This is a genomic window from Colwellia sp. SU-HH01217 (assembly GCF_057543495.1).
Genome location: NZ_BAAJLX010000015.1, coordinates 72329 through 97012 on the forward strand (window position 1 = coordinate 72329; position 24684 = coordinate 97012).

A 24684-nucleotide genomic window follows, 5' to 3' on the forward strand; every position below is an offset into this window, starting at 1 on the left:
GTGATAATATACCTGATTAATATCACGCTATCAGTTAAAATAATTGTCAATTCACGATCAATAGCGAATAAAAATGTCATTAAACATACAATTATCTCAAATCAGTGTGTACCCAATAAAGTCTACTCGTGGTATTCAATTATCAAATAGTTGGGTCGATAAGTTAGGGCTCAGTTTTGATCGTCGTTTGGTATTGGCAGATCAAAATGGACATTTCATGACAGCTCGCACTGAGCCTAAACTCTGCTTAGTACAAGCTAATATAACCGCAACAGGATTAATTCTGACAGCGCCCGACATGCCCAAATTGGTTATTAACTACTCTCAACTTAGTAATAATTATCAAGACATTGCTGTGTGGGGTGATTTAATCAATGCCCAAAAGGCGCATCAAGAGCATCATCAATGGTTCAGTCGATATTTAAATCAGCCTTGCCAACTACTCTACTTTGGTGAACAGTCGCAGCGTAAAGTACCTAACACCAGCAGCCGAACTAACCAGCTCGCTTTTGCCGATGGCTACCCGTTACTATTAATTTCTCAAGCTTCTTTAAATGATTTAAATCAACGCTGTTCAGATGACATTTCAATGCAACAATTTAGGCCTAACATTGTGGTTGAAAATTGCGAAGCGTTTGCTGAAGATACCTGGTCGCATATTCGAATTGGTGAAGTGGAGTTTGAGCTAAAAAAACCTTGCTCTCGGTGTATATTAACCACCGTAGATCCTTTAACAGCACAAAAAAATTCACAACAAGAACCAATCACTACATTGAAAAACTATCGACAAGCAGCAACTGGCGATTTAGCGGGTGAAATTTTATTCGGACAAAACCTTGTACCGCTTAATCAAGGACAAATTACCTTAAATGATAAAGTAACGGTTTTAAACACTCAGCCAGCTCCTACTTTCGTGTTACCAGCTAAAAAAATAACTAAAATTCCAGATGAAAATCCTGTACAAAATATAACGAAAAAAATTAAGATAAACTTCGAGTCTTGGCACAAAGAATATAAAGGTGATACTCAAACCACTATATTAGAACAAGGCGAAGAAGCAGGTTTAATTTTACCTTATTCGTGTCGTGCTGGCATGTGCGGACGATGCAAAGTTAAGCTAGTTGCAGGTGACGTTATACAAAACGCAACTGATGGCTTAACCGTTGAAGAAATTGCACAAGGGTATATTTTAAGCTGTAGTTGTATCCCTCAATCCGATGTAACAGTTAGTCGATAAATAAACAGCATCACTTTTCATCCACACATTAAGGATTAATTAATGAAAGTATTTAAAAAATTAGCGATATCATTCAGCTTTTTGTTGTTGTCCATGCATCCAGTGGTAAACGCTAGTCAATTTATCGATGTGTTTGACGGGCAATTTGATGCCTCGCAGTACTTATCTGAAAACGCTTATGGTTTTTTGCCTGTTCCTATCATTATTACCGATCCTGCTGTGGAGGGAGGTTTAGGTTTAATGGGATTATTCTTTCATGAGTCTGACAAAGAAAAAGAAGCACGATTAGCAGCAATGCAAAAAAGTGACAACGCAGCTAGCTCTCTCTTACCGCCAAGTGTTTCAGCTGCCATTGGTGCATATACGGGCAATAATTCATATTTTGCGGGTGGTGGTCATATGGGCTTTTTTAATCAAGGAAAGATTCGTTATTTAGGCGGCGCTGGCTATGGCAATCTAAATTTAGACTTTTACGGTTTTGGGGATGTTACTCTGAATAAGCCAGTGGAATTGAATACTAAAGCCACCGTGGTTATTCAAACGTTAAAATTCAAATTATTTGATAGTAACTTCTATTTAGGGCCAACACAGCGCTATATCAATGCTGACATAGCGCCTTCTAATTTAGGTGATTTAATCGATAATATTCCAAAGCCTTGGCAAGCATCATTAACTGATTTATTAACTCAAAAAATTACAACATCAGGAGTAGGTTTTACCTTAGAGTACGATTCCAGAGACAATGTATTTTCCCCTAAAGAAGGTTTTGAATACCAACTGAGTCATTTGTGGTTTGACGATGCAATAGGCTCAGATACCAATTATCAGCTTACTGAATTTAGCGGTCTGAACTACTTTAAAGTCGCCAAGAAGTGGTTCGCTGCCGTAAGAGCTGAAGTGGACTATGCGAATACAGATAGTTTCCTTCCCCCTTACGCCACCCCGTCAATCTCAATGAGAGGCGTACCTTCTGGACGTTATTTAGGTAACGCGGTAGGTGTTACGGAATTAGAAGTTACCTATGAAATTAACTTTCGCTGGAAAGTTAATGCCTTTGCTGGTGCGGCCAAAGCAAGTAATGAATTTTCGACATTGCTAGATAGCGAAAGTAGAATTAGTAAAGGCCTTGGCTTTAGGTATTTAATCGCGCGCAGATACGGCTTTAACATGGGAATAGATATCGCTAAAGGTCCTGAAGAAAATGTTTTTTATATTCAAGCAGGCTCTGCTTGGTAATTGATTCAAAGATAACGCGTTTTAAAACGAATAACCGATACTAAAAACTAAGCGGTAATCATTTTTTTCTGGCGTGCCTGCAGATTCAGTTGGAATTGGGTTGGCTATTCGATCAACATAAAAAGTAATATCAATATCAATATCATTATCTAAATCAAAGTCAAAACCTGTCTTTAAGTTATGTAAACGCTTGCCTGACGCTTGACTAACAAACTGCATTTGGTAATCGACAATAAAGTCGATTTTAGTCGATATTTCATACTCTAATAGCGTATTAAATGAAACAACGCCACTTTGTTCATGATCGTCCATCGCAGTTTCGAGAAAAATAGTTTCTTGATAACTTGGACCCAGCGTAACATCCCACTCGATTTTTTTATTATCAATTAAGTGATAACCAATAGCGAAGCCCAAGGTATTACGCGATTGAATGTTTTGTAGTTCATCACTAAAGTGTTCACCATCAAGTAAACGAAAGAATACTTCAGCGGTATAAAACCAATCAAAGTAACTGGTGATACGCAAGCTATTCGCATTGACCTTATCACTGCCTTCTTCTTGATTTATCACTTTTGAATAATTATAAACTAAGTCGCTTCTAAAGCGTGATTGTGGTGTTCTGCGTTGAATAACAGATGATACTGTGTAATCTGTTTGGCCTGTATTTCCTCTTAAAAAGTTAGCGCCGAGCTTAATTTCACCCGCCCACAAGTCACGTCTATTTTCCGATGATGACGTAATTGTTAATAGCTCAGATAAAGGAAATTCATGAGCTTTACCATCACTTAAAATAGTGACCTTGCTATCTTTAACAATTAAAAAACCTTCCATAATTTGACCATTCGTTAAACGAATACTCTGATCAAATCGACTACGAAGCTCAGCAACATCATCCCAGTCAAAACTTATAAAGTTAAATTCATCACTGTCAAATTCAAGTTCATCATCGTACATTGAAATGATGTCGCCCTTTAACCATTCGTCAGACGTTAATCGCAACCAATCATATTTTTGATCAAAAACAGGTGTAGGTTTTGTCCATTTTTCAACAGGTTCAGTGGCAATAACTTCACTATTCATTCCTATTAATAAGGCAGAAAAAATTATCACTAAACCATACTTCATGAAACCTATCTCTCCTTTATCAACGTATAATTACAATTGGTCTATTTAAAAATCGTAACCTAAACTAACAACAAAGCGATAATCATTTTTATCGGGAACAATGTTATTACTATCTGCTTTAGGGTTTTCAGTACGATCAAGGTAGAAGGTCAAATCTAAATCAAAATCCCCTGCTAAATCGACTTCTACGCCCGTTTGGAAGTGGTGGATTTTATCACCCGAGTCTTCACTAACAAATTGAACCTGATAACTAGCATCATAGTCAATATCGCTAGTAACTTCATAAGTAAATGCACTGCCCAATGAGACAACCGCTGACTTTTCTGTTTCATCTTCACCCGCAGCAACCGTGGCAAAAGTAGTAGACTGATGACTAGGACCTAAGGTAAATTCTAATGTTGTTCTTTTGGTATCAATAAGTTGATAACCTAAACCGACACCATAAGTTAATCGAGAATCAATGTTTAAGAATCTATCACTGTAATATTCAGTATCAAGCACTCGGAAGAATATTTTTTGGCTAAAGAACCAATCGTAAGTACCTGTTAGTCGCGTACTATCAGCTGTAGTAACATCTGTGCTGACTCCTTGGTCATCATCAACTTCACTTTTACTATAATTAGCGGTGTAATCCACTTTTAAACGACTTGTAGAACTTCTTCGTTGAATACCTGCGGTGACTGTATAATCAAGCTGTTCGGTGTTACCACCTTGAATATTAACCCCTACATTGGCGTAACCGTCCCATAAATCCCATTCATTTACGCCAGAAGAAGCTATAGAGATCAACTCAGACAAATGATAATTAGTAGAAACACCATTATTTTCAAGGGTTAACCGCCCTTCTTTAATAACTAAATAGCCATCGGCAATAACGTTATTAGTTAAACGAATACTTAGCCAATCTTTACTTCTCAATTCAGATACATCGTCCCAATCGATCGTTTGGGTATCTAATTTATCACTGTCAAACTCAAGTGAATCATCATACATGGAAACAATATCACCTTTAAGCCATTCACCAGACGTTAAGCGTAACCAATCGAATTTTTGCTTGAAAATAGGATTAGGACTCTTCCAATCTTCTGCAGGTTTAGGGCTTGTTTCAGCATAGAGAGTAAAAGACAAGAAAATGATTAACCAACAAATAGTTTTAAATAAAATATGCAATGGAATGCTTCCTTGTAAGTAACGTGTTTATTTTATCTACCAGATTATAACAGTATTGATTCTTCAAAATTAAGAGGGGCTTTAAAAATTATTGATGTTTTCCATCGAAAAACCTTATATTTACTGTCATAGCTAGCCTATCATTTTGGCAAGCTAAATAAACTTAAACGATGACCTTTTCTCACACTTCACCTTGATGACTTTTTTAAAAGACTATTTGCTATCTGTATTAGAACAAGGCTGCACATTAAAAGTGCGAAACAGCTATCTCAGTGCAATATTAATTAGCATAACAACCACCAAACAATCTAACCTATTGAATATATTACAAATTAAAGTAGTTAATATTGTGGCATTGGCTTTGCTCAAGAACTATTAATTAGTTTTTAAATTTTTGAGGGAGTTTTTATGACCGATCAACCAGGCATAAAATTATTATCGTTTACGGGTAAGATGAAAGCATTACATCTTAGCTGGATGGCCTTTTTTATCACTTTTATGGTGTGGTTTAACCATGCCCCTTTACTTAGCGTTATCGCTGATAGTTTAGGTTTGTCATCAAGTGAAATTAAAACCTTACTGATACTTAACGTTGCTTTAACCATTCCTGCTCGGGTTATTATCGGCATGGTTACCGACAAGTATGGACCAAAGCTTACTTTTTCAATTTTACTCGCGGTATGTAGCATACCTTGCTTTATGTTTGCATTAGCAGACAGTTTTGAACAAGCGGCTTTAGCGAGATTTTTACTCGGTTTTATTGGTGCTGGTTTTGTTATTGGTATTCGCATGGTCAGTGAATGGTTTCCTGCAAATGAGTTAGGTACAGCAGAAGGTATTTATGGCGGTTGGGGTAACTTTGGCTCTGCCGCATCGGCGATGTCGCTACCCGTTATTGCTTTATTTGTTACCGACACTTTTGGCATTGAAGAAGGTTGGAGGTATGCAATAGCTTTAACCGGTTTAATGAGTTTAGCCTTTAGTTTTATTTGGTATTTCAACGTTACCGACACGCCAGCAGGATCAACCTATTTCAAACCAAAGAAAACCGGTGCGATGGAAGTAACCAGTGTCGGTGATTTCTTTTTATTATTGATGATGAAATTACCTATGTACGCGGTACTCGCCTTTCTTGCATGGAAACTTTCACCAAGCGGTGTCAGTTTATTTTCAGAGCAAGTAGCGATATATGCTTACATTATTTTAGCGGTATTATTTGCTTATGAAGTAAAACAAACTTATAAAATAAATGGTCATCTGTTCAAACAAGAAGTTCCTGAAATTCATCAATATAAATTTAAGCAAGTCGCGGTATTAAATGTATTGTACTTTGCCACATTTGGCTCTGAATTAGCGGTTATTTCAATGTTGCCATTATTTTTCTCTGAAGTGTTTGCTTTAGATATGGTTTATGCAGGTTTGCTTGCCTCGCTATATGCATTTATGAACTTAATGTCTCGTCCAGGTGGTGGTTGGTTAAGCGATAAATTTGGTCGTAAGAAAACTTTGCTTATACTTACAGCTGGACTTGCTATTGGTTACTTTACTATGTCTACTATCAATAGTAACTGGCCATTGGTACTCGCAGTATTAGCCGTAATGTGTTGTTCTTTTTTTGTGCAAGCAGGCGAAGGTGCTGTTTTTGCAGCAGTTCCGTTAATTAAACGTCGTTTAACAGGACAAATTGCGGGAATGACAGGCGCTTACGGAAACGTTGGAGCAGTAGTTTACCTTACCGTTTTGTCGATGGTAGATTATCAAACATTCTTTTTAGTTATTGCTGGTACGTCATTACTCGGTTTCATTACCTTGTTACTAATGGAAGAGCCTAAAGGTTCAATTGCTGAGGTACGTGAAGACGGTAGTGTTGAACTAATTAGCGTCGGTTAATAAAGTCAGTATCATTATGAGTACGTATCGTTATGAGTAGAAACCCACCGCCAAGCAAGCACTTACAAGAGCAAAGCTCAGCTCATTTACAATTGTGCTTCGGTGGTGTTTCATGTGCAGGTAAAAAAGCGGTGAACCAAGATGCTTTTGCCGCTTTGATCCCTAAAGGTAATGAACTCATTGCCAAAGGAGCAATAGCGGCAATAGCCGATGGCGTTTCTAGTGCCAACAAAGCAGCAGAAGCTTCACAACTAGCCGTAACACAATTTATTAACGAGTATTACGCGACTCCCGAAACTTGGTCGACACAAAAGTCGGCGAGTAAAGTACTTAACAGCTTAAACCAATGGCTGTACTCGCAAGTTAATGATCAACAAGAACCATCGTCAAGCTATCAAGCCAATGAGTGTTATGGCAGCCATTGGCTAACCACCTTCTCTGCACTCATTTTAAAATCAACCACAGGATATGTTTTCCATGTGGGAGATTCTAGGATCAGTAAATTACGGCAACAGCAATTAGAAGCAATTACGCGAGATCATAATAGAAAACAGGGTAATCAGCATGTCATACTCACCCGAGCAATGGGTGCTGATACTCGGCTAAAAGTAGATGTTCATAAAGTTGATTTACAAGCCGGCGATTTATTTATACTCACTTGTGATGGCGTTCACGATTTTCTATCTAAAAAAGAGCTTCAAAGCCATCTCAATCGTATTTCAACTTCTGCCAATGAAAGTGAGCTAGAAAAGGCAAGTCAAGTGATTATTGATCATGCCATCGAAAAAGGCAGTGATGATAATGTTAGCTGTCTTTTGGTCAAAGTTAATAAAGTACCGAATCGTAAGCTTGAAGAAATTGAACGCGATTTATTAGCCAGGGCAATTCCTCCCGCCTTAAAAGCAGGAGACACCATTGATGGTTACAGCGTAAAAAAAGTGATTCACGCCAGCATTAGATCGCACCTATATCTTGTCGAGAAACTCAAAGATAAAAAGAGTTTACAAAAAAATCAATCGACTCCTTTAACCAGCGATAACGCTAATATTTTTGTATTAAAAACCCCTTCAGAAAACTTTGTTGATGACAGTATATATTTACAAGGCTTTATGCGAGAAGCATGGGTAGGCGAGCGAATTAATCATGCCAATGTAATGAAAGTAAATAGCGCACAAGATGACAGTAAGTTTTTATACCATTTGTGTGAATATGTTGAAGGCCAGACACTCAGTGATTGGATGCACGACAACCCCAAACCAAGCATTGCACAAGTAAGAGATATACTTAAACAGGTGATCAGTGCGTTGCGTGCGTTTCAACGTCTTGAGTTGGTTCATCGAGATTTAAAACCCGATAACATTATGATTGACGCCTTTGGACAAATAAAACTAATAGATTATGGCACCGTTTTGGTCGCCTCATTAAGCGAAAATCAAGACGCTATAGAAGAGACGGTACCGCAGGGTTCATTAAATTATATTGCGCCCGAGACTTTACTACATTTGGAAGCAACCCATAAAAGTGATTTATTTTCCTTAGGGGTTATTGCCTATCAATTATTGTCTGGCGAATTGCCTTTTAAACCGATGAAACGCGCTGAAGTTACTTTTAAAAGTTATACACAATGGCGTTATCGCAGCATTAAACAGTTTCGCCCTGACTTACCTATTTGGTTAGATTTGAGTTTACAGCAAGCGACACAAGCGGATCCTAAAGATCGTTATCGTGCTTTTTCTGAATTTAATCGAGACATAGATAAGCCTAATATAACAGCCGTTGAAGAATATAAAACACAACCGATACTCCAACGAAATCCTATCCTGTTTTGGCAAGGCGTCTCTTTTTTACTGGCGATTGCGTTAATAACATCGTTAATTAGCCAAAATTAAGATTGCTCGCTATCTTTTATCATATATAAGCAGTTCTGTAGTGAGAGTTTTTCGGGGTAATTCGCCCTTACAAAACCTGCTTTTTGATAAGCACTTATCGCCGCTTTATTTTGAGCTAAAACGAAAAGTGAACATGTATTAACGCCTAGCGAGCATTGACCTTTACTGATCAAAGCTACTATTAACTGATTAATAACTCCTTTACCGCGCCAAGAAGGTTTAACCACTAGCCGACCCAAATGACAACGATTTAATCGCAAATAAAATTGGCCGAAGGCGATAAATTCATTGGTATCACTCAATAATACAAAAGAAGGTAGCGCTTGCCTATTGAGATCTCTTATAAAAGATTGCTCTGTATAAGGGTATTCAAATTGTGGTCCCGACCACTGCTTTAGCTGTGTTTCGCTGTTAAACCATGACATTAATTCATGAAGGTATTTTTCATGAAAATCGTGTAACTTCATCGCCTTCACCTTCCACTATTAAAAATTTATCACAACTAGATTGAGAGATTACAATATCTCTATTATATTAAAACTATAAGTTCTCTTTTTAGTTGTATGAATGCATTTAAAAACTATTTCTCAATATCTTTTTGTATGTCTTTGCATTTGCTTTTCAGCAAATGCCGCCGAAAAAGTAAAATTAGAATTAAATGATATTGATTGGCCTCCTTATTATATTAATCAACCTTCCTCTCCCCTAAAAGGCATTGCAAAAGAATTACTAGCACACTGTATTAATCCAGAAGAATATCAAAAAAATTTCACTGTTTTACCGATAAAACGCACACATATTTATATGCACCAAGGTGTATTGGATATCAGTATCTACTCTTATAAAAAAGAACGTGAGTCTTTTGTTGTTTATAGTAAAGAGCCTATGTTTACCAGTGGATATGGCTTTGTTGTTAGAGCAGATAGTGACATTAAAATTAAGCAATTAAGTGATTTATCACCTTACATCATAGGTAACTTAGCTGGTTTATCTCATACCCCTGAAATACTGGCTATCCTTAAAAACAAAAGACAAAATAATCAAGTAATTGATGGCTACAATATCGATGCTATGTTCGATCAACTACTAGCCCATACTCCTCGATTCGATTTGATGATCAACTCTAAAGAAACTTTTTATTGGCGTGCAAAAGAACTGGGGCTCACCACACAAGTAAAAATGCTTGATTACCCAATACAGCGTAAACCCTACTTTTTAACTATTTCAAAGGCATCAAAAAATATTAACAATAAACAACAGTTTTTAGATGATTTCGATAACTGCTTAATCAACTTAAAGTCAGGTGATAAATATCACAAAATTTTAGCCAAATATGGAATGGAACATTCTCAATAACTCACTTCCTTGGGAAAGCGCTTTATCGGTAAAGAGTCAATCTTCTCTGCACTCACCTTTTTATAAACAATAACCTTCGCACCAAAATAGCGCATCAGCACTTAAATTAAACATAACAAACACAGCAATAAATACAAAACCTTTGATTTTATTGATTATTTTTTTAGGTATAGATCCTGCACGAAAAGGTTATTGCTAGTTAGATAAGTTGAGATTCGTCCATGTTGTTTGGCCGTAAAAACAGAAAACCCATTACCATCCCAGAAAAAAAAGTAAATGAGTGGAAATACACCACCTGTAACTATTGTTCAACAGGTTGCTCGATCGAGATTGGCCTAAATAAAGATAAGAAAATAGTCACCTCTCGTGGCCATGCTGGTGCAGACGTTAATCGCGGAAAACTGTGTATAAAAGGTATCCTAGAGCACGAGTTATTCAATAGCCCAGGTCGTGGTACTACACCACTAATTCGTGATAAACATTTTGAACCATTTAAAGAAACTTCTTGGGATAATGCTTTAGATGTTACCGCAGAAAAAATCAAAGAGATTCAAGAAAAATATGGTCGTGATTCTTTTGCCGTTGTCTCTTCGGGTCAACTGTTAACAGAAGAATTTTATACCTTAGGTAAGCTAACTCGAGGCTGTATTGGTACCAATAATTACGACGGTAATACAACTTTATGTATGGCTTCAGCAGTTAGTGGATATAAACGTTCGTTCGGTTCTGATGGTCCTCCGGGCTGTTATGATGACTTTGAACATACCCATTGTTTTATGGCATTTGGTTCTAATTTACCTGAACAACATCCCATTATTTATTGGCGTTTAAAAGAAGCATTAGAGAAACGAAAATTTCCTTTAATTGTCGTTGACCCACGAGTGACAATGCTTGCGCAATTTGCAGATATTCATCTGCCGATAACGCCAGGGACCGATTGTGTCTTAATTAACTCTATGATGCATGTAATCATTAATGAAGGTTTGCAAGATCAAGCCTATATCGATGCGCACACTCAAGGATTTGATGAGATTAAAACACTTGTCCAAGACTACGATCCTAAAGTTGCTCAGCATGAGTGTGGCATTGATGAAGACACTATTCGAAACGTCGCTCGAATTTACGCTAATGCGCCAGCCGCCATGAGCATTTGGACAATGGGGATTAACCAATCAACTCATGGTAGCGATGGTGTTGCTAATATCAATAACCTTAACTTAATTACAGGTAATATTGGTAAACCAGGTGGAACGAGTCTGTCAATTACTGGGCAATGTAATGCAATGGGTACTCGAGAATGGTCATCTTGTTCGGGCTTACCTGGTTACCGTTATTTAGAAAATGCCGACGATCGACAAGAAATTGCTGACTACTGGGGCATAGACCCAGAATTTTTCCCTAAAAAACGCGGTATGTCACAAACTGATATTTTCCCTGCCATTGAAACAGGTCAAATAAAAGGCATGTGGTTAGTAGCGACAAATCCTATGACATCAATGCCAAATACTTCTCGCATACGAAAAATGCTAGAGAGCTTAGACTTTTTAGTGGTACAAGATGTGTACAGTGACGTTGAAACGAACCAGTATTCACATGTGTACTTCCCCGGCTCTGTTTGGTCTGAAAAAGAAGGCTGTCATACTAATACTGAACGACGAGTAAATTTAATCAACAATGTCGTTCCTCCGTATGCTAACTCAAAGCCAGATTTATGGATTTTCAATCAAATGGCGAAACGCTTTACCCACGGCCGTATAATTAAGTTTCCTGATAAAGCAGAAGATGTTTTTAATGAAATGAAGTTTTTATCAAAAGGAAAAACTTATGGTCGCGATCGTAATTTAGATATTTCTGGAATGAGTTACCAGAAAATAGAAAAAGCCAGAGGTATTCAATGGCCCTATCGAGACACTGACGAAGGGCTAAAAGGCACACCTAGATTATACAGCGACGGTATTTTTCCAACACCAAGTGGTAAAGCCAATTTAATTCCTGTGAAATTTTTTAACAACAACGAACAGCCTTGTAAAGAATATCCGTTTTGGCTAAACAGTGGTCGGGTAGTTGAACATTTTCATACCCGTACTCGAACAGGAAAAATTGGTAACTGTAATAAATTTAGTCCGACACCTTATATGGAAATGAATCCCGATGCAGCACTTGCATCAGGCATTGAACACATGAGCTATGTGCGCTTAACCAGCCGACGCGGTGATGCTGTTGTGATGGTGCAATTAACACAACGCGTTGCGCCGAATATGGTGTTTATTCCTTTTCATTTTCACGATTGTGTTAATCGATTAACTTTAGGGTTACTTGATCCCTATTCTCGCCAGCCAGCATTTAAACAATGTTCGGTAAAAATTCAACCTGTTGATCAAGCAGAAGCAGGCCGCCTTAATGTTGAACGTCGAAACTTTTAACAAATAATAAAAATGAGTATCGCGTTAACCATCATCATGGCTTTAAAAATAGTATTGAATTGAGTAAAAATTATGACAGAAGTAGCAAGTAAAACCGAAACAGAGACGGGTGCAGAGGTGCAAAGCTTTGACCCTAAAACGATGATGAACTCTCCTGAGCAAGCAGGCCGTTCAAATCATTGGGAAGTACGTACCCAAGAGCAAAAGTATGCCTATTTGCCCGATCAACCGATTCAAGAAAAAAATCGTTACGGTAAACGTATTGATTTACTCGACATCACAGATATTTCGATTGAACAACCCAAAGAAAACCGTTCAATGTTTATTAATGAAAACCCTGAGGTAGGTAGTAATCCTAACCGTAATAAGCAACACGGTTTCTTCTTTACTGCCGATAACTGTATTGGTTGTCATGCCTGTGAGTCTGCGTGTGCGGAAAAAAATGAAACACCTGCGCATTTAGCCTTCAGATCAGTTGGCTATGTTGAAGGCGGCTCTTATCCTGACTACAAACGAATGAACATTTCAATGGCGTGTAATCATTGTGATGACCCAGTGTGTTTAAAAGGCTGTCCAACACGTGCTTATACTAAGCATGCTGAGTATGGTGCGGTGTTACAAGACCCAGAAACGTGTTTTGGTTGCGGCTATTGTACTTGGGTTTGTCCATACAATGCACCACAGCTAGATCCAGTAAAAGGGCAAGTATCAAAATGTAATATGTGTGTCGATCGCCTAGAAGTGGGATTAAAACCAGCCTGTGTGTCAGCCTGTGTAGGTAATGCATTAGACTTTGGCGTTATCGAAAACACACCAGAAAACCGAGAACAATGTAAAACGAGCATTCCGGGCTTTCCAGACCCAAGTATCACCCAACCTAATATTCGCTTTCAACAAACGAAATCTATGCCTATTGAAATGACTCGTCCAGATTCGATGCCAGTCAAGTATCATAGAAACGAAAAAGGCAGCTACAAACCTGTTATTGATCAAAAAGCAGGAAAAGCCAAACATTGGAATTTTTCTAAGCTGAACAGCCGTGAAAACCCGTTAGTTATTTTTACTTTATTCGCTCAAGCGGCGATTGGTTTATTTACAATTCCAATGCTCGGCCTTTTATTAGGGCAAGCCTCGTTAACTGCTTTTACCGAGTCGGCCATGTTTTTACCTCTAGTGATTATTGCATTAGTTATGACAACTTTTGCATTATTAATGAGTGTCAGTCATTTAGGAAAACCTCATCGTTTTTATCGAGGATTTAATAACTTACGTCATTCACCTATGGCACGAGAAGGTTTTGGTTTAGCAATGTTTTCAGCAGGTTGTGGACTTACCGCACTTTGTGCTCTTCCTTTAAATTCTTGGGTTACAGCACAAACACAACAACTTTTATCTTTAGACTTAGTATCGTTAACTCAAGGGCTACCATTAACGACATTTATTAAAGCTACCGGTATTTTTACTTTGATTGCGGGTTTTACTGGTTTGTTTTACATGAATAAATGTTACCAAATAAAAGCCCGCCCTTTTTGGAATCATTTACAAACAGCAACCTCTTTTTTAGGAAACACCCTATCTTTAGGTGCGTTAGTCAGTAGCGTAATTGTATTAACAACACTACTTGTACAGCAAAAAGATATTACCCAAGTATTAACCTTATTCACCGGTGTATTTATTGTCGGCATGATCATTGAAGGCATTGGGTTGATGATACATAACTACCAACTTAATCGTAATGAGAATGAAGGCGGAGCGGCGCATTATGTACAATGCACAACTTTTGGTAAAACCTATACCCTAAGAAATTATTTATTAGCCGCCAATGTCCTTGTTTCGTTAATCCTTTGTGTTTTACAACAACAAGGTATTATTGAAAGTAGTTTATTATTAGTTTGGTTAGCACTAGCTTTAATTAACTGCTTTACTGCAACAATAGGCAGAGCGTTATTTTATATTCTTGTTATTCCAACCACCATGCCTGGTGCATTTTTCTGGAAAAATAAAGGCTTTGAACAACACGCTCGTGATATTGGTTTAGCCGATAACCCTGCAACTGGTGTTGCAGCACTTCACTAAACATCACACTCTAGTTTTATTCAGCCATTGGTAATTAAGAATGTCCAATGGCTGATATTAACTTTACTTAGTTTTTCATTTATTCACTCTTTTTCATTTAGTTGACTTTACCTATGCTGCACTCTATTGAAGATACATTAAACAAAACCTGCTTGCTCGGCCTTAGCTATTTCGATGTCGCTGGCAAACAATTGAAACAAACCATCCTCGCTGGCACTGTTGTAGCGGTTGATAACGAAATTGGTATTACGGTATTGCTTAATCAAGCCGAAACAACAGAAAAATCGGCTAAAAATAAGGAAGCTCATTTTATTTTACCGACTAATTTATCTTGTTGGTTTACCGCACCTCAAGGCGAGTTTCATACCTCTACTGATGGTGTCAAAATAATCAATCCTGACTTCTTAATTACTTGGGATATATATCAAACAAAAGAAACGAAGCAAACCAATTCAACTAACAGTTCTGATCAAGATGGTGAGCAGCAATGGTGGCAATGGCAACCGAGAACGCAAGCTCCAAGTATTGGTTGAATTATAAGCACCTAAGTTAAAGTAATGACAAGTAGCCAGTTACAAAATTTAACACTTTGATTCAAATCAACATCCTTGCGGTTGACTCATGACAAAATAGAGACTTTAAATTAATACTCAAAGTTTCAGCACAACTAAACTGAGTTGTGTATTCAAATAGCATTGTAATAACAGCAATACATTGAGCAATAACTTACTTGAATAACTCCATGAAAAATCATTTTAATAAAACTTGAACGTAGGAAATAAAATGGACACTACTACTCGAAAACTCTCTCTTTCTTTGTTAACCCTTTCTACCTTAATTTCTCCATTGGCAATTGCTGATGTATCGACCATTAGTGCAGGTGTAAGCCAAGCATTAGCAGACAGTAAAGTTGGCTTAACATTTCGTGCACGTGAAGAATATGTCGATCAAGACGGCATTGATGATGCCGCTAACGCCTTAACCATAAAAAGTAGGATGACAATAACAACTGGCGCTTATAGCAATTTTTCATTAGGGCTTGAAGTCGATAACGTCAGTGCATTAGTGGATAATTACAACAGCACACAAAACGGTAATGTGAACTACCCTTTAGTGGTTGACCCAACGGGTACTGATGTTAATCAAGGTTATCTGCAATACAAAAACAATAATTTTACCAGTGTTGTTGGTCGTCAACGTATTACCCACAACAATCAACGTTTTGTTGGTGGTGTCGCTTGGCGTCAAAATGAACAAACTTATGACGGTGCAAGATTTTTATATCAAATTAATGCCCTGTCGTTTGATTACAGTTATGTAAATAATATTAACAACATTAAAGCGCAAAACGTTACCGGTGATTTTCATTTAGCTAACCTAGGTTATCAACTCAACGACAATCACAAAGTATCAGCTTTTACTTATTTATTAGATTACAACGCCCAAAGCAATGCTAAGCTGTCAACTAGTACATTCGGTGCTTTGTATAATGGCAAATTTGGTCCAGTATTTGTCAATGCCAGCTTGGCTTCACAAAGTGACGCAGGTAATAATCCCACTAGCTTCACTGCTAACTATATTAACGCAGAAGTCGGCTCTACTTTTGGTAAAGTTACCGTATTAGGTGGTTATGAATTACTAGGGAGCGACAATGGTGTAGCATTTAGTACACCTTTAGCGACTTTGCATAAATTCCAAGGTTTTGCCGACAAGTTTTTAAATACCCCAGCTGACGGTGTTCAAGACCTTTATCTTACAGTTAAAGGCGCTATAGCGGATATAAAGTTAAGTGCAACATACCATGACTTATCTGCCGACGTTGGTGGTCAACATTGGGGCAGTGAAATCGATTTAGTCGCTGCTTACACCATTAATAAAAATTATAGTGTGCTCGCTAAGTTTGCCAATTACAATGCGGACGAATATGCAACTGATACAAATAAATTATGGTTACAGTTATCGGCTAAATTTTAACGACTCTCCTTAACATCTCTAACCAGTAAGCCATTTAAAAAAACTAGGGCGTGTGATTTTTTATCATTGCCCTAATCAATACTCACACATTAACCAGTCGATAAAATCACTTTCCGATTGTTCTCAATCTCATGAGGCATTAGAATAGCCGCGATTTATATCAAGCTCTTTTAAGGGCAATATTCGAGAAATACTGTGTTATTGATGATCGACAATTACGACTCTTTTACCTTTAATCTAGTGCATTATTTTCAAGCGCTCGGGCAAGAAGTACTCGTTAAACGCAATGATAAAATTACTTTAGCGGAAATTGAACGTTTGTCGCCTCAGTTTATTGTCATTTCACCTGGACCTTGTGAACCTGATACTGCTGGCCTGTCTTTGGCTATTATTGAAAAGTTTGCTGGTGTTATTCCTATTTTAGGGGTGTGCTTAGGGCATCAGTGTATTGCTCAACATTTTGGCGCTAAGGTGATAAAAGCCCAAAAATTAATGCACGGAAAAACCAGTCAGATTAGCCATAATGGTCAAGGGCTCTTTAAAGGCTTAAATAACCCATTAGAAGTAACTCGTTATCATTCACTCATTGTTGATGTAAACTCATTGCCTCCTGTACTTGAAATAACGGCATGGAGCAAAAATAGTGCAGGCGATTTTGAAGAAATAATGGCACTAACACATAAAACCTTGCCCATTGCTAGTGTCCAGTTTCACCCAGAAGCCATTTTAACTGAGCAAGGGCATGAGTTATTAAATAACTTTATCGACGATAACACACACTAATTAAGCAAGAACAATTAATGATTTAGCGCGCATTGTCGATAAAGTTTCTGTACACTAAATCAATTTTACTGCTAAGAATATAATTTTACAGCTATGCAAATATTTGAAAACGATGATGCGATATCAAGCATTTATCAACGATCGATCAGTTTAACCATCAGTAAAGAATTTGCCGAATTAAGCAACGGTAAATTAACTGTTGCTGCTCAACAAGATAGTGAGCAAACTAATCGTCGACGCGAATTATTAGCAGTAGAAAAACAAGCCAACAAAGATAAAATTATCGAAGAGCACGGCCAAAATCACTTTAAATCCCAAGTGATGAATAAGCTTTATAAACAAGTTAATACCCAAATCAACGATGTCTTTGATAATAAAGAAAACCTGTATAATAACGTTTTAAATGTTGAAGACTCAGCCCCTGCTATTTTAGAACTACTCGCAGTAAAAGCAGCTTCGGTTAATAGAGTAACTCCCTTAGTAAAATCACTTTCTTGGCTGTCAAACGATCTTATTAATTTGGTCAATAAACCGCAATATAGAAAACGTGCTGATGTACAAGTGACTCAAGCTAATTTGGCCTTGAGTTATATTGGATTAGATAATTTAAAGCTGTTGATGCCAACGTTTATTTTAAAGCATTGGCTTCCAGGTACGACAGCTCCTTTTGGCTTAATGAAAAGAAAACTGTGGAACGACAGCTTATCTGTTGCCTTAGCAGCAAAGGTATTAGCAGACCAACAAGGTTTAGATGGCTTTACTGCTTTTACTTGTGGCATGTTGTCAAATATTGGTCACTTGGCCATTACTCGATGCGTATTTGACTGCTATAACGAAACTTACAAGCAACAAAGGCGAGAAGCTTTTGAAAGTAGAGACAAACGCCTACACAATGTTTTTGTTCAACTGGAAATGTCTCCAGAGTTATTACTAGAACAACTCGCTAGTCGTAGCAGCAATATATCAGCTGACCTTATTGAACTTATGCGCTTTGATCGTTTATTGATCACCGAACCTATGTTTGATTTGGCATATTGCAGTCAACTTAATGACATGCATCCTATTGCTCAATCAGTCACTCAAGCTAAGGCTTATATTGCCTTTAGATCGTTAGCAAAAGAAAACCTAATAAACACTGATGAAGCCAAAACTTTATTGAGCAGAGTAAAGTTAACCCCTGACGATATTGCCTTGCTAAAACGTAGCGATATTGATCACATTAAGCTTAATTTTAAATAAAACGTGTAGATAACCTCTTTTTTATTAAATTATTTTTGAGTAGTTATTAAGTTTTAATAAAAATCTTAAAAATGAACCGCAACTAACACCACTGTAGCCATCAATCGCCAAATAGTTATTCGAATAAAAATAGTTATTCACCTTAATTGAATAAAATCCTTCAAGCCTTTGTTTTACAAGTGCTACACGCTCTCAAAACGAGACAAGAGCTCTTTTTTCTGCCATAATAACTGCCTATTTTTTATCAGGTAGGTTATTTTTACCGCTGATAAATACCGAAATACCACTTGTATATAAATTAAAGCTAGAGGATTAAAAATGTCTAACCATTTCCCTGTTGATCGTGCGTTATTTGATGATGTTATGGTGCCTAATTACGCACCTTCTGCTGTTATTCCTGTTCGCGGTCAAGGCTCTCGTGTTTGGGATCAAAACGATAATGAATACATAGATTTTGCTGGTGGTATTGCCGTAAATTGTTTGGGCCATTGTCACCCTGCACTTGTAGGTGCATTAAAAGAGCAAAGCGAAAAAATTTGGCACTTATCAAATGTAATGACAAATGAACCAGCATTACGATTAGCGAAAAAATTAGTCGATAATACTTTTGCTGACAAAGTGTACTTTGCTAACTCTGGCGCTGAATCTAACGAAGCGGCACTAAAATTAGCGCGTCGTTGGGCACTTGACGTACACGGTAGCGATAAATCTCAAATCATCGCATTTAAACAAGGTTTCCACGGTCGTACTTTCTTTACTGTTACTGTTGGTGGACAAGCGGCTTATTCTGACGGCTTTGGTCCTAAGCCTGGCGATATTGTGCATGCTGAATACAACAACCTTGAAAGTGTTAAAGCATTAATCTCAGACAAAACCTGTGCCATTATGATTGAGCCATTACAAGGTGAAGGTGGTTTAGTTTCTCCAACAGATGAATTTATTAAAGGTGTACGTGAGCTTTGTGACCAACACAATGCATTATTAATTTTTGACGAAGTTCAAACGGGTGTTGGCCGTTTAGGTTCTTTATACGCTTATATGGATCTTGGCGTGACTCCTGATATTTTAACAACAGCTAAAGCATTAGGTGGCGGATTCCCAATTGGTGCCATGATCACCACAACTGAGATTGCTAAGCATTTAAAAATTGGTACTCACGGCAGTACATACGGCGGTAACCCATTAGCTTGTGCTGTTGGTGAAGCAGCATTTGATACTGTAAATACTGAAGATGTGCTTAATGGTGTAAAAGCTAAAGCGAAACTATACGTTGACGGTTTAAATGCAATTAACGCCAAATATAACGTATTCACAGAAATTCGTGGTAAAGGATTATTAATTGGCGCGGTATTAACTGACGCTTATCAAGGCCGAGCAAAAGACTTTTTAGTAGCGGCGATGGAAGAAGGTGTTATGACCTTAGTTGCTGGTGCTAACATTATCCGCTTTGCTCCTTCTTTAGTCATTCCTAATGAAGATATTGCTGAAGGTTTAGCGCGTTTTGAAAAAGCCGTTGCCAAACTAGCTAAATAAGTAATACAAGCTAACTTAATTAAATACAGCTTAAAAATGGTCTAATTTAACATTAGACCATTCACTATATTGCCTTATAACATCATGTTATCTGGCACAGTTATTACCTCATTGAGAATAATTTATGATTATCATACGCCCTATACAAAACAGTGATTACGATTCATTACATCGCATAGCTGTTGAGTCAGGACACGGTTTTACATCACTACCGGTCAATGAAGAGTTATTAAGAAAACGTATTGCTCATGCAGAAGTTTCTTTCAATTCAGACGTAGCTCAACCAAATGGTGAAGGCTATTTGTTTGTTATGGAAGACACAACAACAGGACAAGTTGTAGGTACTTCAGGAATTGAAGCTGCGGTTGGCTTAGAAGACGCCTTTTATCATTATCATTTAGGCAAAGTCGTCCACAACTCTCGTGAGTTGAATATATACAATACTGTTGAAACCTTATCCTTGTGTAACGACTATACTGGTGCTACTGAAATTTGCACATTATTTTTAAGTGAAAGTCATCGTAAAAATAATAACGGCCGGTTTTTATCTCGTTGTCGTTTTCTATTTATTGCCGAGCATGAAGAACGCTTTGCTGACACAGTGATTGCTGAAATGCGTGGTATATCAAATGAAAAAGGTGAGTCACCTTTTTGGCAATGGTTAGAAGAACACTTTTTCTCAATGGATTTTCCAACCGCTGATTACTTGTCAGGTATCGGAAAAAAAGTATTCATTGCTGAGCTAATGCCGAAACACCCAATTTATGTCAACTTGTTAAGCAAAGACGCCCAACAAGTAATTAATAAAGTTCATGAAAAAACAGTACCTGCACTACGTTTACTGGAAGCGGAAGGTTTTTCACGTAGAGGCTATGTTGATATTTTCGATGGCGGACCAACAGTAGAAGCTGAACGTTCAAACATTAAAACAGTAACAGAAAGCAAAAAGTGCCAAGTTATTATTGGTGATGTTAATTCAGCAAACTCTGATACTGAAACCAAATACATTATTTGTAATACACAGGTTGCTTCTTTTAGAGCAACACAAGCGCCGCTATTATTGCGCGAAACAGCTAATCAAGTTGTTATTAGCCAAGCGGTAGCAGAAGCATTACAAGTATCGACTGACGACTGGGTTCGTCTAGTTGCTAATTAAGCGCAAACGCTTTTATTGAGGATTTAAAATGTCATACCCTATTCAATTAATTAATGGTCAATGGCTCGCCGGTGAAGGGCATGAAGTCACGTCATTAAACCCTGCTCGTAATGAAGTTATCTGGCAAGGTAAAACTGCATCACCAGCGCAAGTTTCTGCAGCAGTTAGCAGTGCTCGAACAGCATTTGAGTCATGGGCAAACATCACTATTGAAGAGCGAGTAGCAATTGTTACCGCTTTTGCCGAGCAATTAACAACGAATAAAGAAGACTTAGCCAAAACTATCGCTTTAGAGACAGGTAAGCCTTTATGGGAAACACGTACCGAAGTTGGTGCTATGGTGGGTAAAGTCAATATCTCACTAAATGCTTACAAAGAGCGTACAGGTACTGTTGAAAACCCAATGCCAGGTGCTAAAGCATTTATTCGTCATAAACCCCATGGTGTTGTTGCTGTGTTTGGCCCTTACAATTTCCCAGGTCATTTACCTAACGGTCATATTGTTCCCGCTTTAATTGCAGGTAATACAGTCGTATTTAAGCCTAGCGAATTAACACCTATGGTTGCCGAAGAGATGCTAAAACTATGGTTAGCAGCAGGACTACCTCAAGGGGTTATCAATCTGGTCCAAGGTGAAGTGGAAACAGGTAAAGCGTTGGCAAGCGATCCTAACATCGATGGTTTATTCTTTACGGGGTCTTCTACAACTGGCCATTTGTTGCATGAACAATTTGGTGGGCAACCTGGAAAAATTCTTGCTCTAGAAATGGGTGGCAATAACCCGCTATTAATTAAAGATGTTAGCGATATTAACGCCGTTGTTCATGATATTGTTCAATCAGCATTTATTACTACAGGTCAACGCTGTACTTGTGCACGTCGTTTGTTTATTGAAGCTGGCGAGCAAGGCGATGCGATCATAGCCAAATTAGTTGCGGTCACTAAAGACATTAAGATTGGTTATTTTGACGATGAAGAACAACCTTTTATCGGCTCTATGATTTCAGAAAAAGCCGCTTTAGGTTTAGTTTCCGCACAACAACAACTACTTGATTTAGGCGCTCAATCACTTGTGATGATGAAGCACTTAGAAGCAGGAACAGGCTTTATTTCTCCAGGCATTGTTGATGTAACGAGCATTGATAAAATGCCAGATGATGAACACTTCGGCCCGTTATTAAAAATATATCGTTACACTGATTTTGATGCCGCAATTGACGAAGCAAATAATACTAGCTTTGGTTTATCAGCAGGCTTATTAAGCGATAGTGAAGCCTTATACAACCATTTCTTCCGTCGTATTCGTGCAGGTATTGTTAATTGGAACAAACCGATTACTGGCGCAAGCAGTGCGGCACCATTTGGTGGTATTGGCGCAAGTGGCAACCATAGAGCGAGTGCTTACTACGCTGCAGATTACTGTGCATACCCAATTGCTTCAGTTGAAGCAGAAAAAGTTGCCCTACCAGCTACTTTAAGTCCAGGTTTATCGATTTAAACGATTTATGTCTTTAATCTATCAAATTAACATCGCTGGGTTTCGACCCAGCTTTTTCAAAAGTATCGACCAAATTTAACAAGTGGCTGGTGCTTTCTGCCTGTTCACGTTAAAAAATTTCATTCCTGTTAAATATTTCTTTTTACAGCTAATACATTTTAACTAGAGCAAAGACTCTTTAGTCTAACGTCAGTTTGTTCACCTTCTGCTTTATTCGTTTTTTATTTATTCAATTTTTATCAAATTTAACAGGAGACAATTATGTCTAATCATTCATCAAAAGTTAGCGCACTTTTTGACAATATCTGGCAAAACTATCTTGAGGTCACACCTTCAGCCCATAAAGTACACCAACTTCTTGGCTCAGGTAATGATTTAGTTAACGATCACGTTGCATATCGTACATTTAACATTGAAAAAGTTAATTTAGATAAGCTAGCTCAACACTTAATTGATCTAGGTTACAAAGCCTGTGGTGAATATCATTTTGAAACTAAGCACCTTTATGCAAAACACTTTGAACATAGCGATCCATTACAACCAAAAGTGTTTATAAGTGAGTTATTGGTAGAGAAATTATCAGCCAACGCACAAACTATTATTCATCAATTAGTTGATGCAATGGATGAGACAGTCGTCACTCGAGAAGATTTTTTATATTCAGGTGCTCCTTGGCAAATAAGTCATACCGACTATCAAACCTTATTAAAAGAAAGCGAGTATGCCGCATGGTTATCAGCTTGGGGATATCGAGCGAATCACTTTACGGTAAGCATTAACCATCTTGAAAACTTTGATGACATTACCGACGTCAACCAAGCAGTAAAAGCGGGTGGTTTTTCACTTAATACTACTGGCGGTGAAGTCAAAGGCGATAAAAATGTAATGCTTGAGCAATCTGCAACACTTGCCGACAAAGCTAAAGTTGAATTTAGCGATACAAGGGTTTCAATTCCTAGTTGTTTTTATGAGTTTGCTAAACGCTATCCTTTAGCTAATGGCGAACTTTACACAGGGTTTGTTGCTGCTTCTGCTGATAAAATATTTGAAAGTACAAACGCAGCCGCTTAACGACTAATCAGCATTTAGTAAATTGCCTTAATAGAATAAATTTTTCCTGTTGAGGCAATTTCTTGATTAACGTCTTAAAATAAAGGTAAAGTGTCGCTATACTGAACACACGGCTAAACAACAGAAAGAATTATGGTTACTGATACTGAAGGCTATATCCATATCATTGAATATTTAACTGAGCATTTAAGTTTGTTCGAGCACTCTGCCGCAGAAAACTCTCATGCAGATTCAGTTATGGCGGTGATAGAAGAAGAATTAAGTAATCAAATTATTACCGTTTGTAGCCAAAATGACGCATTAACCTTCGCGTTAAGAAATACCATTATCCGAGAAGTTGACGCCATTGTTTACGATCTTGAAGAAATCCTTTCTGGCGTTGTTGATCATCAAGTAACCCCTGAACAAGTCACCTTTATTAAAGAGTTTGCTGGATTAATTAAGAATTTATTCGACACCGAAATACATATTATTTTAAATGCCTAGTAATTAACTGTTTACCACTCTCACCTCGCTAATTTTTACCATAAGCACCTCAACTATTACGATAATAGCACTAGTTTCAACTTCCAAGGTTGGCTACTATAGTCGCATTATCTTTTCAAAACGGATTATCAAATGAAAGCAAATGTAAAATGGGTAGCTGATGAATTATTTCTTGGCACTTCAGAATCAGGCCATACCATTGTTTTAGATGCAAACGGTGGTAATTTAGCGCCCAGTCCCCTTGAAAATGTCTTGATCTCTTTGGGTGGTTGCTCTTCTGTTGATGTGGTCAGTATTTTACAAAAAGCCCGTCAAAACATTCAAGGTTGTCAGGTTGAAATAACCGCTCAGCGTGTTGATAGCGTACCTAAGTTATTTTCAGATATTCATCTTCATTTTGTTATTGAAGGGAGTAACATTGGTGAAAAACATGTTGAAAGAGCAGTAAACCTTTCTGCAGATAAGTATTGTTCTGTGGCACTAATGCTTAATAAAGGCGTTAATATTACACACGATTTTGCCATTAAAACAGTTGAATAAAT

20 protein-coding genes are annotated in these 24684 nt (G+C 37.6%); 17 read left to right on the forward strand and 3 right to left on the reverse strand.

Features of this window, described 5'->3' with window-relative positions:
* The first annotated feature begins 73 nt into the window (after window positions 1-73).
* Both AC27G3_RS15735 and AC27G3_RS15740 read left to right on the forward strand, forming a co-directional pair.
* Entirely contained in the window at window positions 74-1237 is a 1164-nt protein-coding gene (locus AC27G3_RS15735; protein WP_487123172.1) for a YcbX family protein, read from the forward strand.
* A 42-nt stretch (window positions 1238-1279) separates the two neighbouring features.
* Window positions 1280-2473 (forward strand): BamA/TamA family outer membrane protein, encoded by a 1194-nt coding sequence (locus tag AC27G3_RS15740; protein ID WP_487123174.1) that lies wholly within the window; start codon window positions 1280-1282, stop codon window positions 2471-2473.
* A 21-nt stretch (window positions 2474-2494) separates the two neighbouring features.
* Here AC27G3_RS15740 and AC27G3_RS15745 read toward each other — a convergent pair whose 3' ends face one another.
* Together AC27G3_RS15745 and AC27G3_RS15750 are read right to left on the reverse strand one after the other, a co-directional pair.
* Window positions 2495-3598, reverse strand: a complete 1104-nt coding sequence (locus tag AC27G3_RS15745) for a DUF481 domain-containing protein (RefSeq protein WP_487123176.1) — start codon at window positions 3596-3598, stop codon at window positions 2495-2497.
* 45 nt (window positions 3599-3643) lie between these two features.
* Window positions 3644-4768 (reverse strand): DUF481 domain-containing protein, encoded by a 1125-nt coding sequence (locus AC27G3_RS15750; RefSeq protein WP_487123178.1) that lies wholly within the window; start codon window positions 4766-4768, stop codon window positions 3644-3646.
* A 408-nt stretch (window positions 4769-5176) separates the two neighbouring features.
* On the opposite strand from AC27G3_RS15750, the gene AC27G3_RS15755 reads away from it, so the two are divergent.
* Together AC27G3_RS15755 and AC27G3_RS15760 are read left to right on the forward strand one after the other, a co-directional pair.
* Complete coding sequence (locus tag AC27G3_RS15755) at window positions 5177-6658, forward strand: NarK family nitrate/nitrite MFS transporter (RefSeq protein ID WP_487123180.1); 1482 nt, start codon at window positions 5177-5179, stop codon at window positions 6656-6658.
* A gap of 32 nt (window positions 6659-6690) precedes the next feature.
* Entirely contained in the window at window positions 6691-8547 is a 1857-nt protein-coding gene (locus tag AC27G3_RS15760) for a bifunctional protein-serine/threonine kinase/phosphatase (RefSeq protein ID WP_487123182.1), read from the forward strand.
* On the opposite strand, the gene AC27G3_RS15765 is transcribed toward AC27G3_RS15760, so the two are convergent.
* Complete coding sequence (locus AC27G3_RS15765) at window positions 8544-9014, reverse strand: GNAT family N-acetyltransferase (RefSeq protein WP_487123183.1); 471 nt, start codon at window positions 9012-9014, stop codon at window positions 8544-8546. The genes AC27G3_RS15760 and AC27G3_RS15765 overlap by 4 nt on opposite strands.
* Before the next feature lie 100 nt (window positions 9015-9114).
* Between AC27G3_RS15765 and AC27G3_RS15770 the strand changes: the two genes are divergently transcribed.
* The 13 genes from AC27G3_RS15770 (at window position 9115) to AC27G3_RS15830 (ending at window position 24682) form a co-directional block, all read left to right on the forward strand.
* The gene (locus tag AC27G3_RS15770; RefSeq protein ID WP_487123185.1) at window positions 9115-9903 is read left to right on the forward strand and encodes a substrate-binding periplasmic protein; all 789 of its coding nucleotides are present in this window, start codon (window positions 9115-9117) and stop codon (window positions 9901-9903) included.
* A gap of 221 nt (window positions 9904-10124) precedes the next feature.
* Window positions 10125-12326 carry a molybdopterin oxidoreductase family protein gene (locus AC27G3_RS15775; protein ID WP_487123186.1) on the forward strand — a complete coding sequence of 734 codons (2202 nt, stop codon included), beginning with the start codon at window positions 10125-10127 and terminating at the stop codon, window positions 12324-12326.
* A 72-nt stretch (window positions 12327-12398) separates the two neighbouring features.
* A complete protein-coding gene (locus AC27G3_RS15780) occupies window positions 12399-14402 on the forward strand; it encodes a DmsC/YnfH family molybdoenzyme membrane anchor subunit (protein ID WP_487123187.1) in 2004 nt (667 codons plus the stop codon).
* Window positions 14403-14515: 113 nt separating this feature from the next.
* Window positions 14516-14935 carry a hypothetical protein gene (locus AC27G3_RS15785; RefSeq protein WP_487123189.1) on the forward strand — a complete coding sequence of 140 codons (420 nt, stop codon included), beginning with the start codon at window positions 14516-14518 and terminating at the stop codon, window positions 14933-14935.
* Window positions 14936-15185: 250 nt separating this feature from the next.
* A complete protein-coding gene (locus AC27G3_RS15790; RefSeq protein ID WP_487123191.1) occupies window positions 15186-16376 on the forward strand; it encodes an alginate export family protein in 1191 nt (396 codons plus the stop codon).
* A 195-nt stretch (window positions 16377-16571) separates the two neighbouring features.
* Complete coding sequence (locus AC27G3_RS15795; protein ID WP_487123193.1) at window positions 16572-17159, forward strand: anthranilate synthase component II; 588 nt, start codon at window positions 16572-16574, stop codon at window positions 17157-17159.
* Between the two features lie 93 nt (window positions 17160-17252).
* Window positions 17253-18398 (forward strand): HDOD domain-containing protein, encoded by a 1146-nt coding sequence (locus tag AC27G3_RS15800; protein WP_487123194.1) that lies wholly within the window; start codon window positions 17253-17255, stop codon window positions 18396-18398.
* 318 nt (window positions 18399-18716) lie between these two features.
* Window positions 18717-19931 (forward strand): aspartate aminotransferase family protein, encoded by a 1215-nt coding sequence (locus tag AC27G3_RS15805; protein WP_487123195.1) that lies wholly within the window; start codon window positions 18717-18719, stop codon window positions 19929-19931.
* 124 nt (window positions 19932-20055) lie between these two features.
* Window positions 20056-21087 carry an arginine N-succinyltransferase gene (gene astA / locus AC27G3_RS15810; protein WP_487123197.1) on the forward strand — a complete coding sequence of 344 codons (1032 nt, stop codon included), beginning with the start codon at window positions 20056-20058 and terminating at the stop codon, window positions 21085-21087.
* Window positions 21088-21115: 28 nt separating this feature from the next.
* On the forward strand, window positions 21116-22585 hold the full coding sequence (astD, locus tag AC27G3_RS15815; RefSeq protein WP_487123199.1) for a succinylglutamate-semialdehyde dehydrogenase: 1470 nt from the start codon (window positions 21116-21118) through the stop codon (window positions 22583-22585).
* 261 nt (window positions 22586-22846) lie between these two features.
* Window positions 22847-23656 carry a 2-oxoadipate dioxygenase/decarboxylase family protein gene (locus AC27G3_RS15820; protein WP_487123201.1) on the forward strand — a complete coding sequence of 270 codons (810 nt, stop codon included), beginning with the start codon at window positions 22847-22849 and terminating at the stop codon, window positions 23654-23656.
* Window positions 23657-23788: 132 nt separating this feature from the next.
* Complete coding sequence (locus tag AC27G3_RS15825; RefSeq protein ID WP_487123203.1) at window positions 23789-24142, forward strand: DUF3802 family protein; 354 nt, start codon at window positions 23789-23791, stop codon at window positions 24140-24142.
* Window positions 24143-24274: 132 nt separating this feature from the next.
* The gene (locus tag AC27G3_RS15830) at window positions 24275-24682 is read left to right on the forward strand and encodes an OsmC family protein (protein ID WP_487123205.1); all 408 of its coding nucleotides are present in this window, start codon (window positions 24275-24277) and stop codon (window positions 24680-24682) included.
* Window positions 24683-24684: the final 2 nt, after the last annotated feature.

Bases quoted from the DNA above. Each gene is read 5' to 3' on its own strand.
- AC27G3_RS15735 (WP_487123172.1), top strand. From the start codon at position 74: ATGTCATTAAACATACAATTATCTCAAATCAGTGTGTACCCAATAAAG.
- AC27G3_RS15740 (WP_487123174.1), top strand. From the start codon at position 1,280: ATGAAAGTATTTAAAAAATTAGCGATATCATTCAGCTTTTTGTTGTTG.
- AC27G3_RS15745 (WP_487123176.1), bottom strand. From the start codon at position 3,598: ATGAAGTATGGTTTAGTGATAATTTTTTCTGCCTTATTAATAGGAATG.
- AC27G3_RS15755 (WP_487123180.1), top strand. From the start codon at position 5,177: ATGACCGATCAACCAGGCATAAAATTATTATCGTTTACGGGTAAGATG.
- AC27G3_RS15760 (WP_487123182.1), top strand. From the start codon at position 6,691: ATGAGTAGAAACCCACCGCCAAGCAAGCACTTACAAGAGCAAAGCTCA.
- AC27G3_RS15765 (WP_487123183.1), bottom strand. From the start codon at position 9,014: ATGAAGTTACACGATTTTCATGAAAAATACCTTCATGAATTAATGTCA.
- AC27G3_RS15770 (WP_487123185.1), top strand. From the start codon at position 9,115: ATGCATTTAAAAACTATTTCTCAATATCTTTTTGTATGTCTTTGCATT.
- AC27G3_RS15775 (WP_487123186.1), top strand. From the start codon at position 10,125: ATGTTGTTTGGCCGTAAAAACAGAAAACCCATTACCATCCCAGAAAAA.
- AC27G3_RS15780 (WP_487123187.1), top strand. From the start codon at position 12,399: ATGACAGAAGTAGCAAGTAAAACCGAAACAGAGACGGGTGCAGAGGTG.
- AC27G3_RS15785 (WP_487123189.1), top strand. From the start codon at position 14,516: ATGCTGCACTCTATTGAAGATACATTAAACAAAACCTGCTTGCTCGGC.
- AC27G3_RS15790 (WP_487123191.1), top strand. From the start codon at position 15,186: ATGGACACTACTACTCGAAAACTCTCTCTTTCTTTGTTAACCCTTTCT.
- AC27G3_RS15800 (WP_487123194.1), top strand. From the start codon at position 17,253: ATGCAAATATTTGAAAACGATGATGCGATATCAAGCATTTATCAACGA.
- AC27G3_RS15805 (WP_487123195.1), top strand. From the start codon at position 18,717: ATGTCTAACCATTTCCCTGTTGATCGTGCGTTATTTGATGATGTTATG.
- astA (WP_487123197.1), top strand. From the start codon at position 20,056: ATGATTATCATACGCCCTATACAAAACAGTGATTACGATTCATTACAT.
- astD (WP_487123199.1), top strand. From the start codon at position 21,116: ATGTCATACCCTATTCAATTAATTAATGGTCAATGGCTCGCCGGTGAA.
- AC27G3_RS15820 (WP_487123201.1), top strand. From the start codon at position 22,847: ATGTCTAATCATTCATCAAAAGTTAGCGCACTTTTTGACAATATCTGG.
- AC27G3_RS15825 (WP_487123203.1), top strand. From the start codon at position 23,789: ATGGTTACTGATACTGAAGGCTATATCCATATCATTGAATATTTAACT.
- AC27G3_RS15830 (WP_487123205.1), top strand. From the start codon at position 24,275: ATGAAAGCAAATGTAAAATGGGTAGCTGATGAATTATTTCTTGGCACT.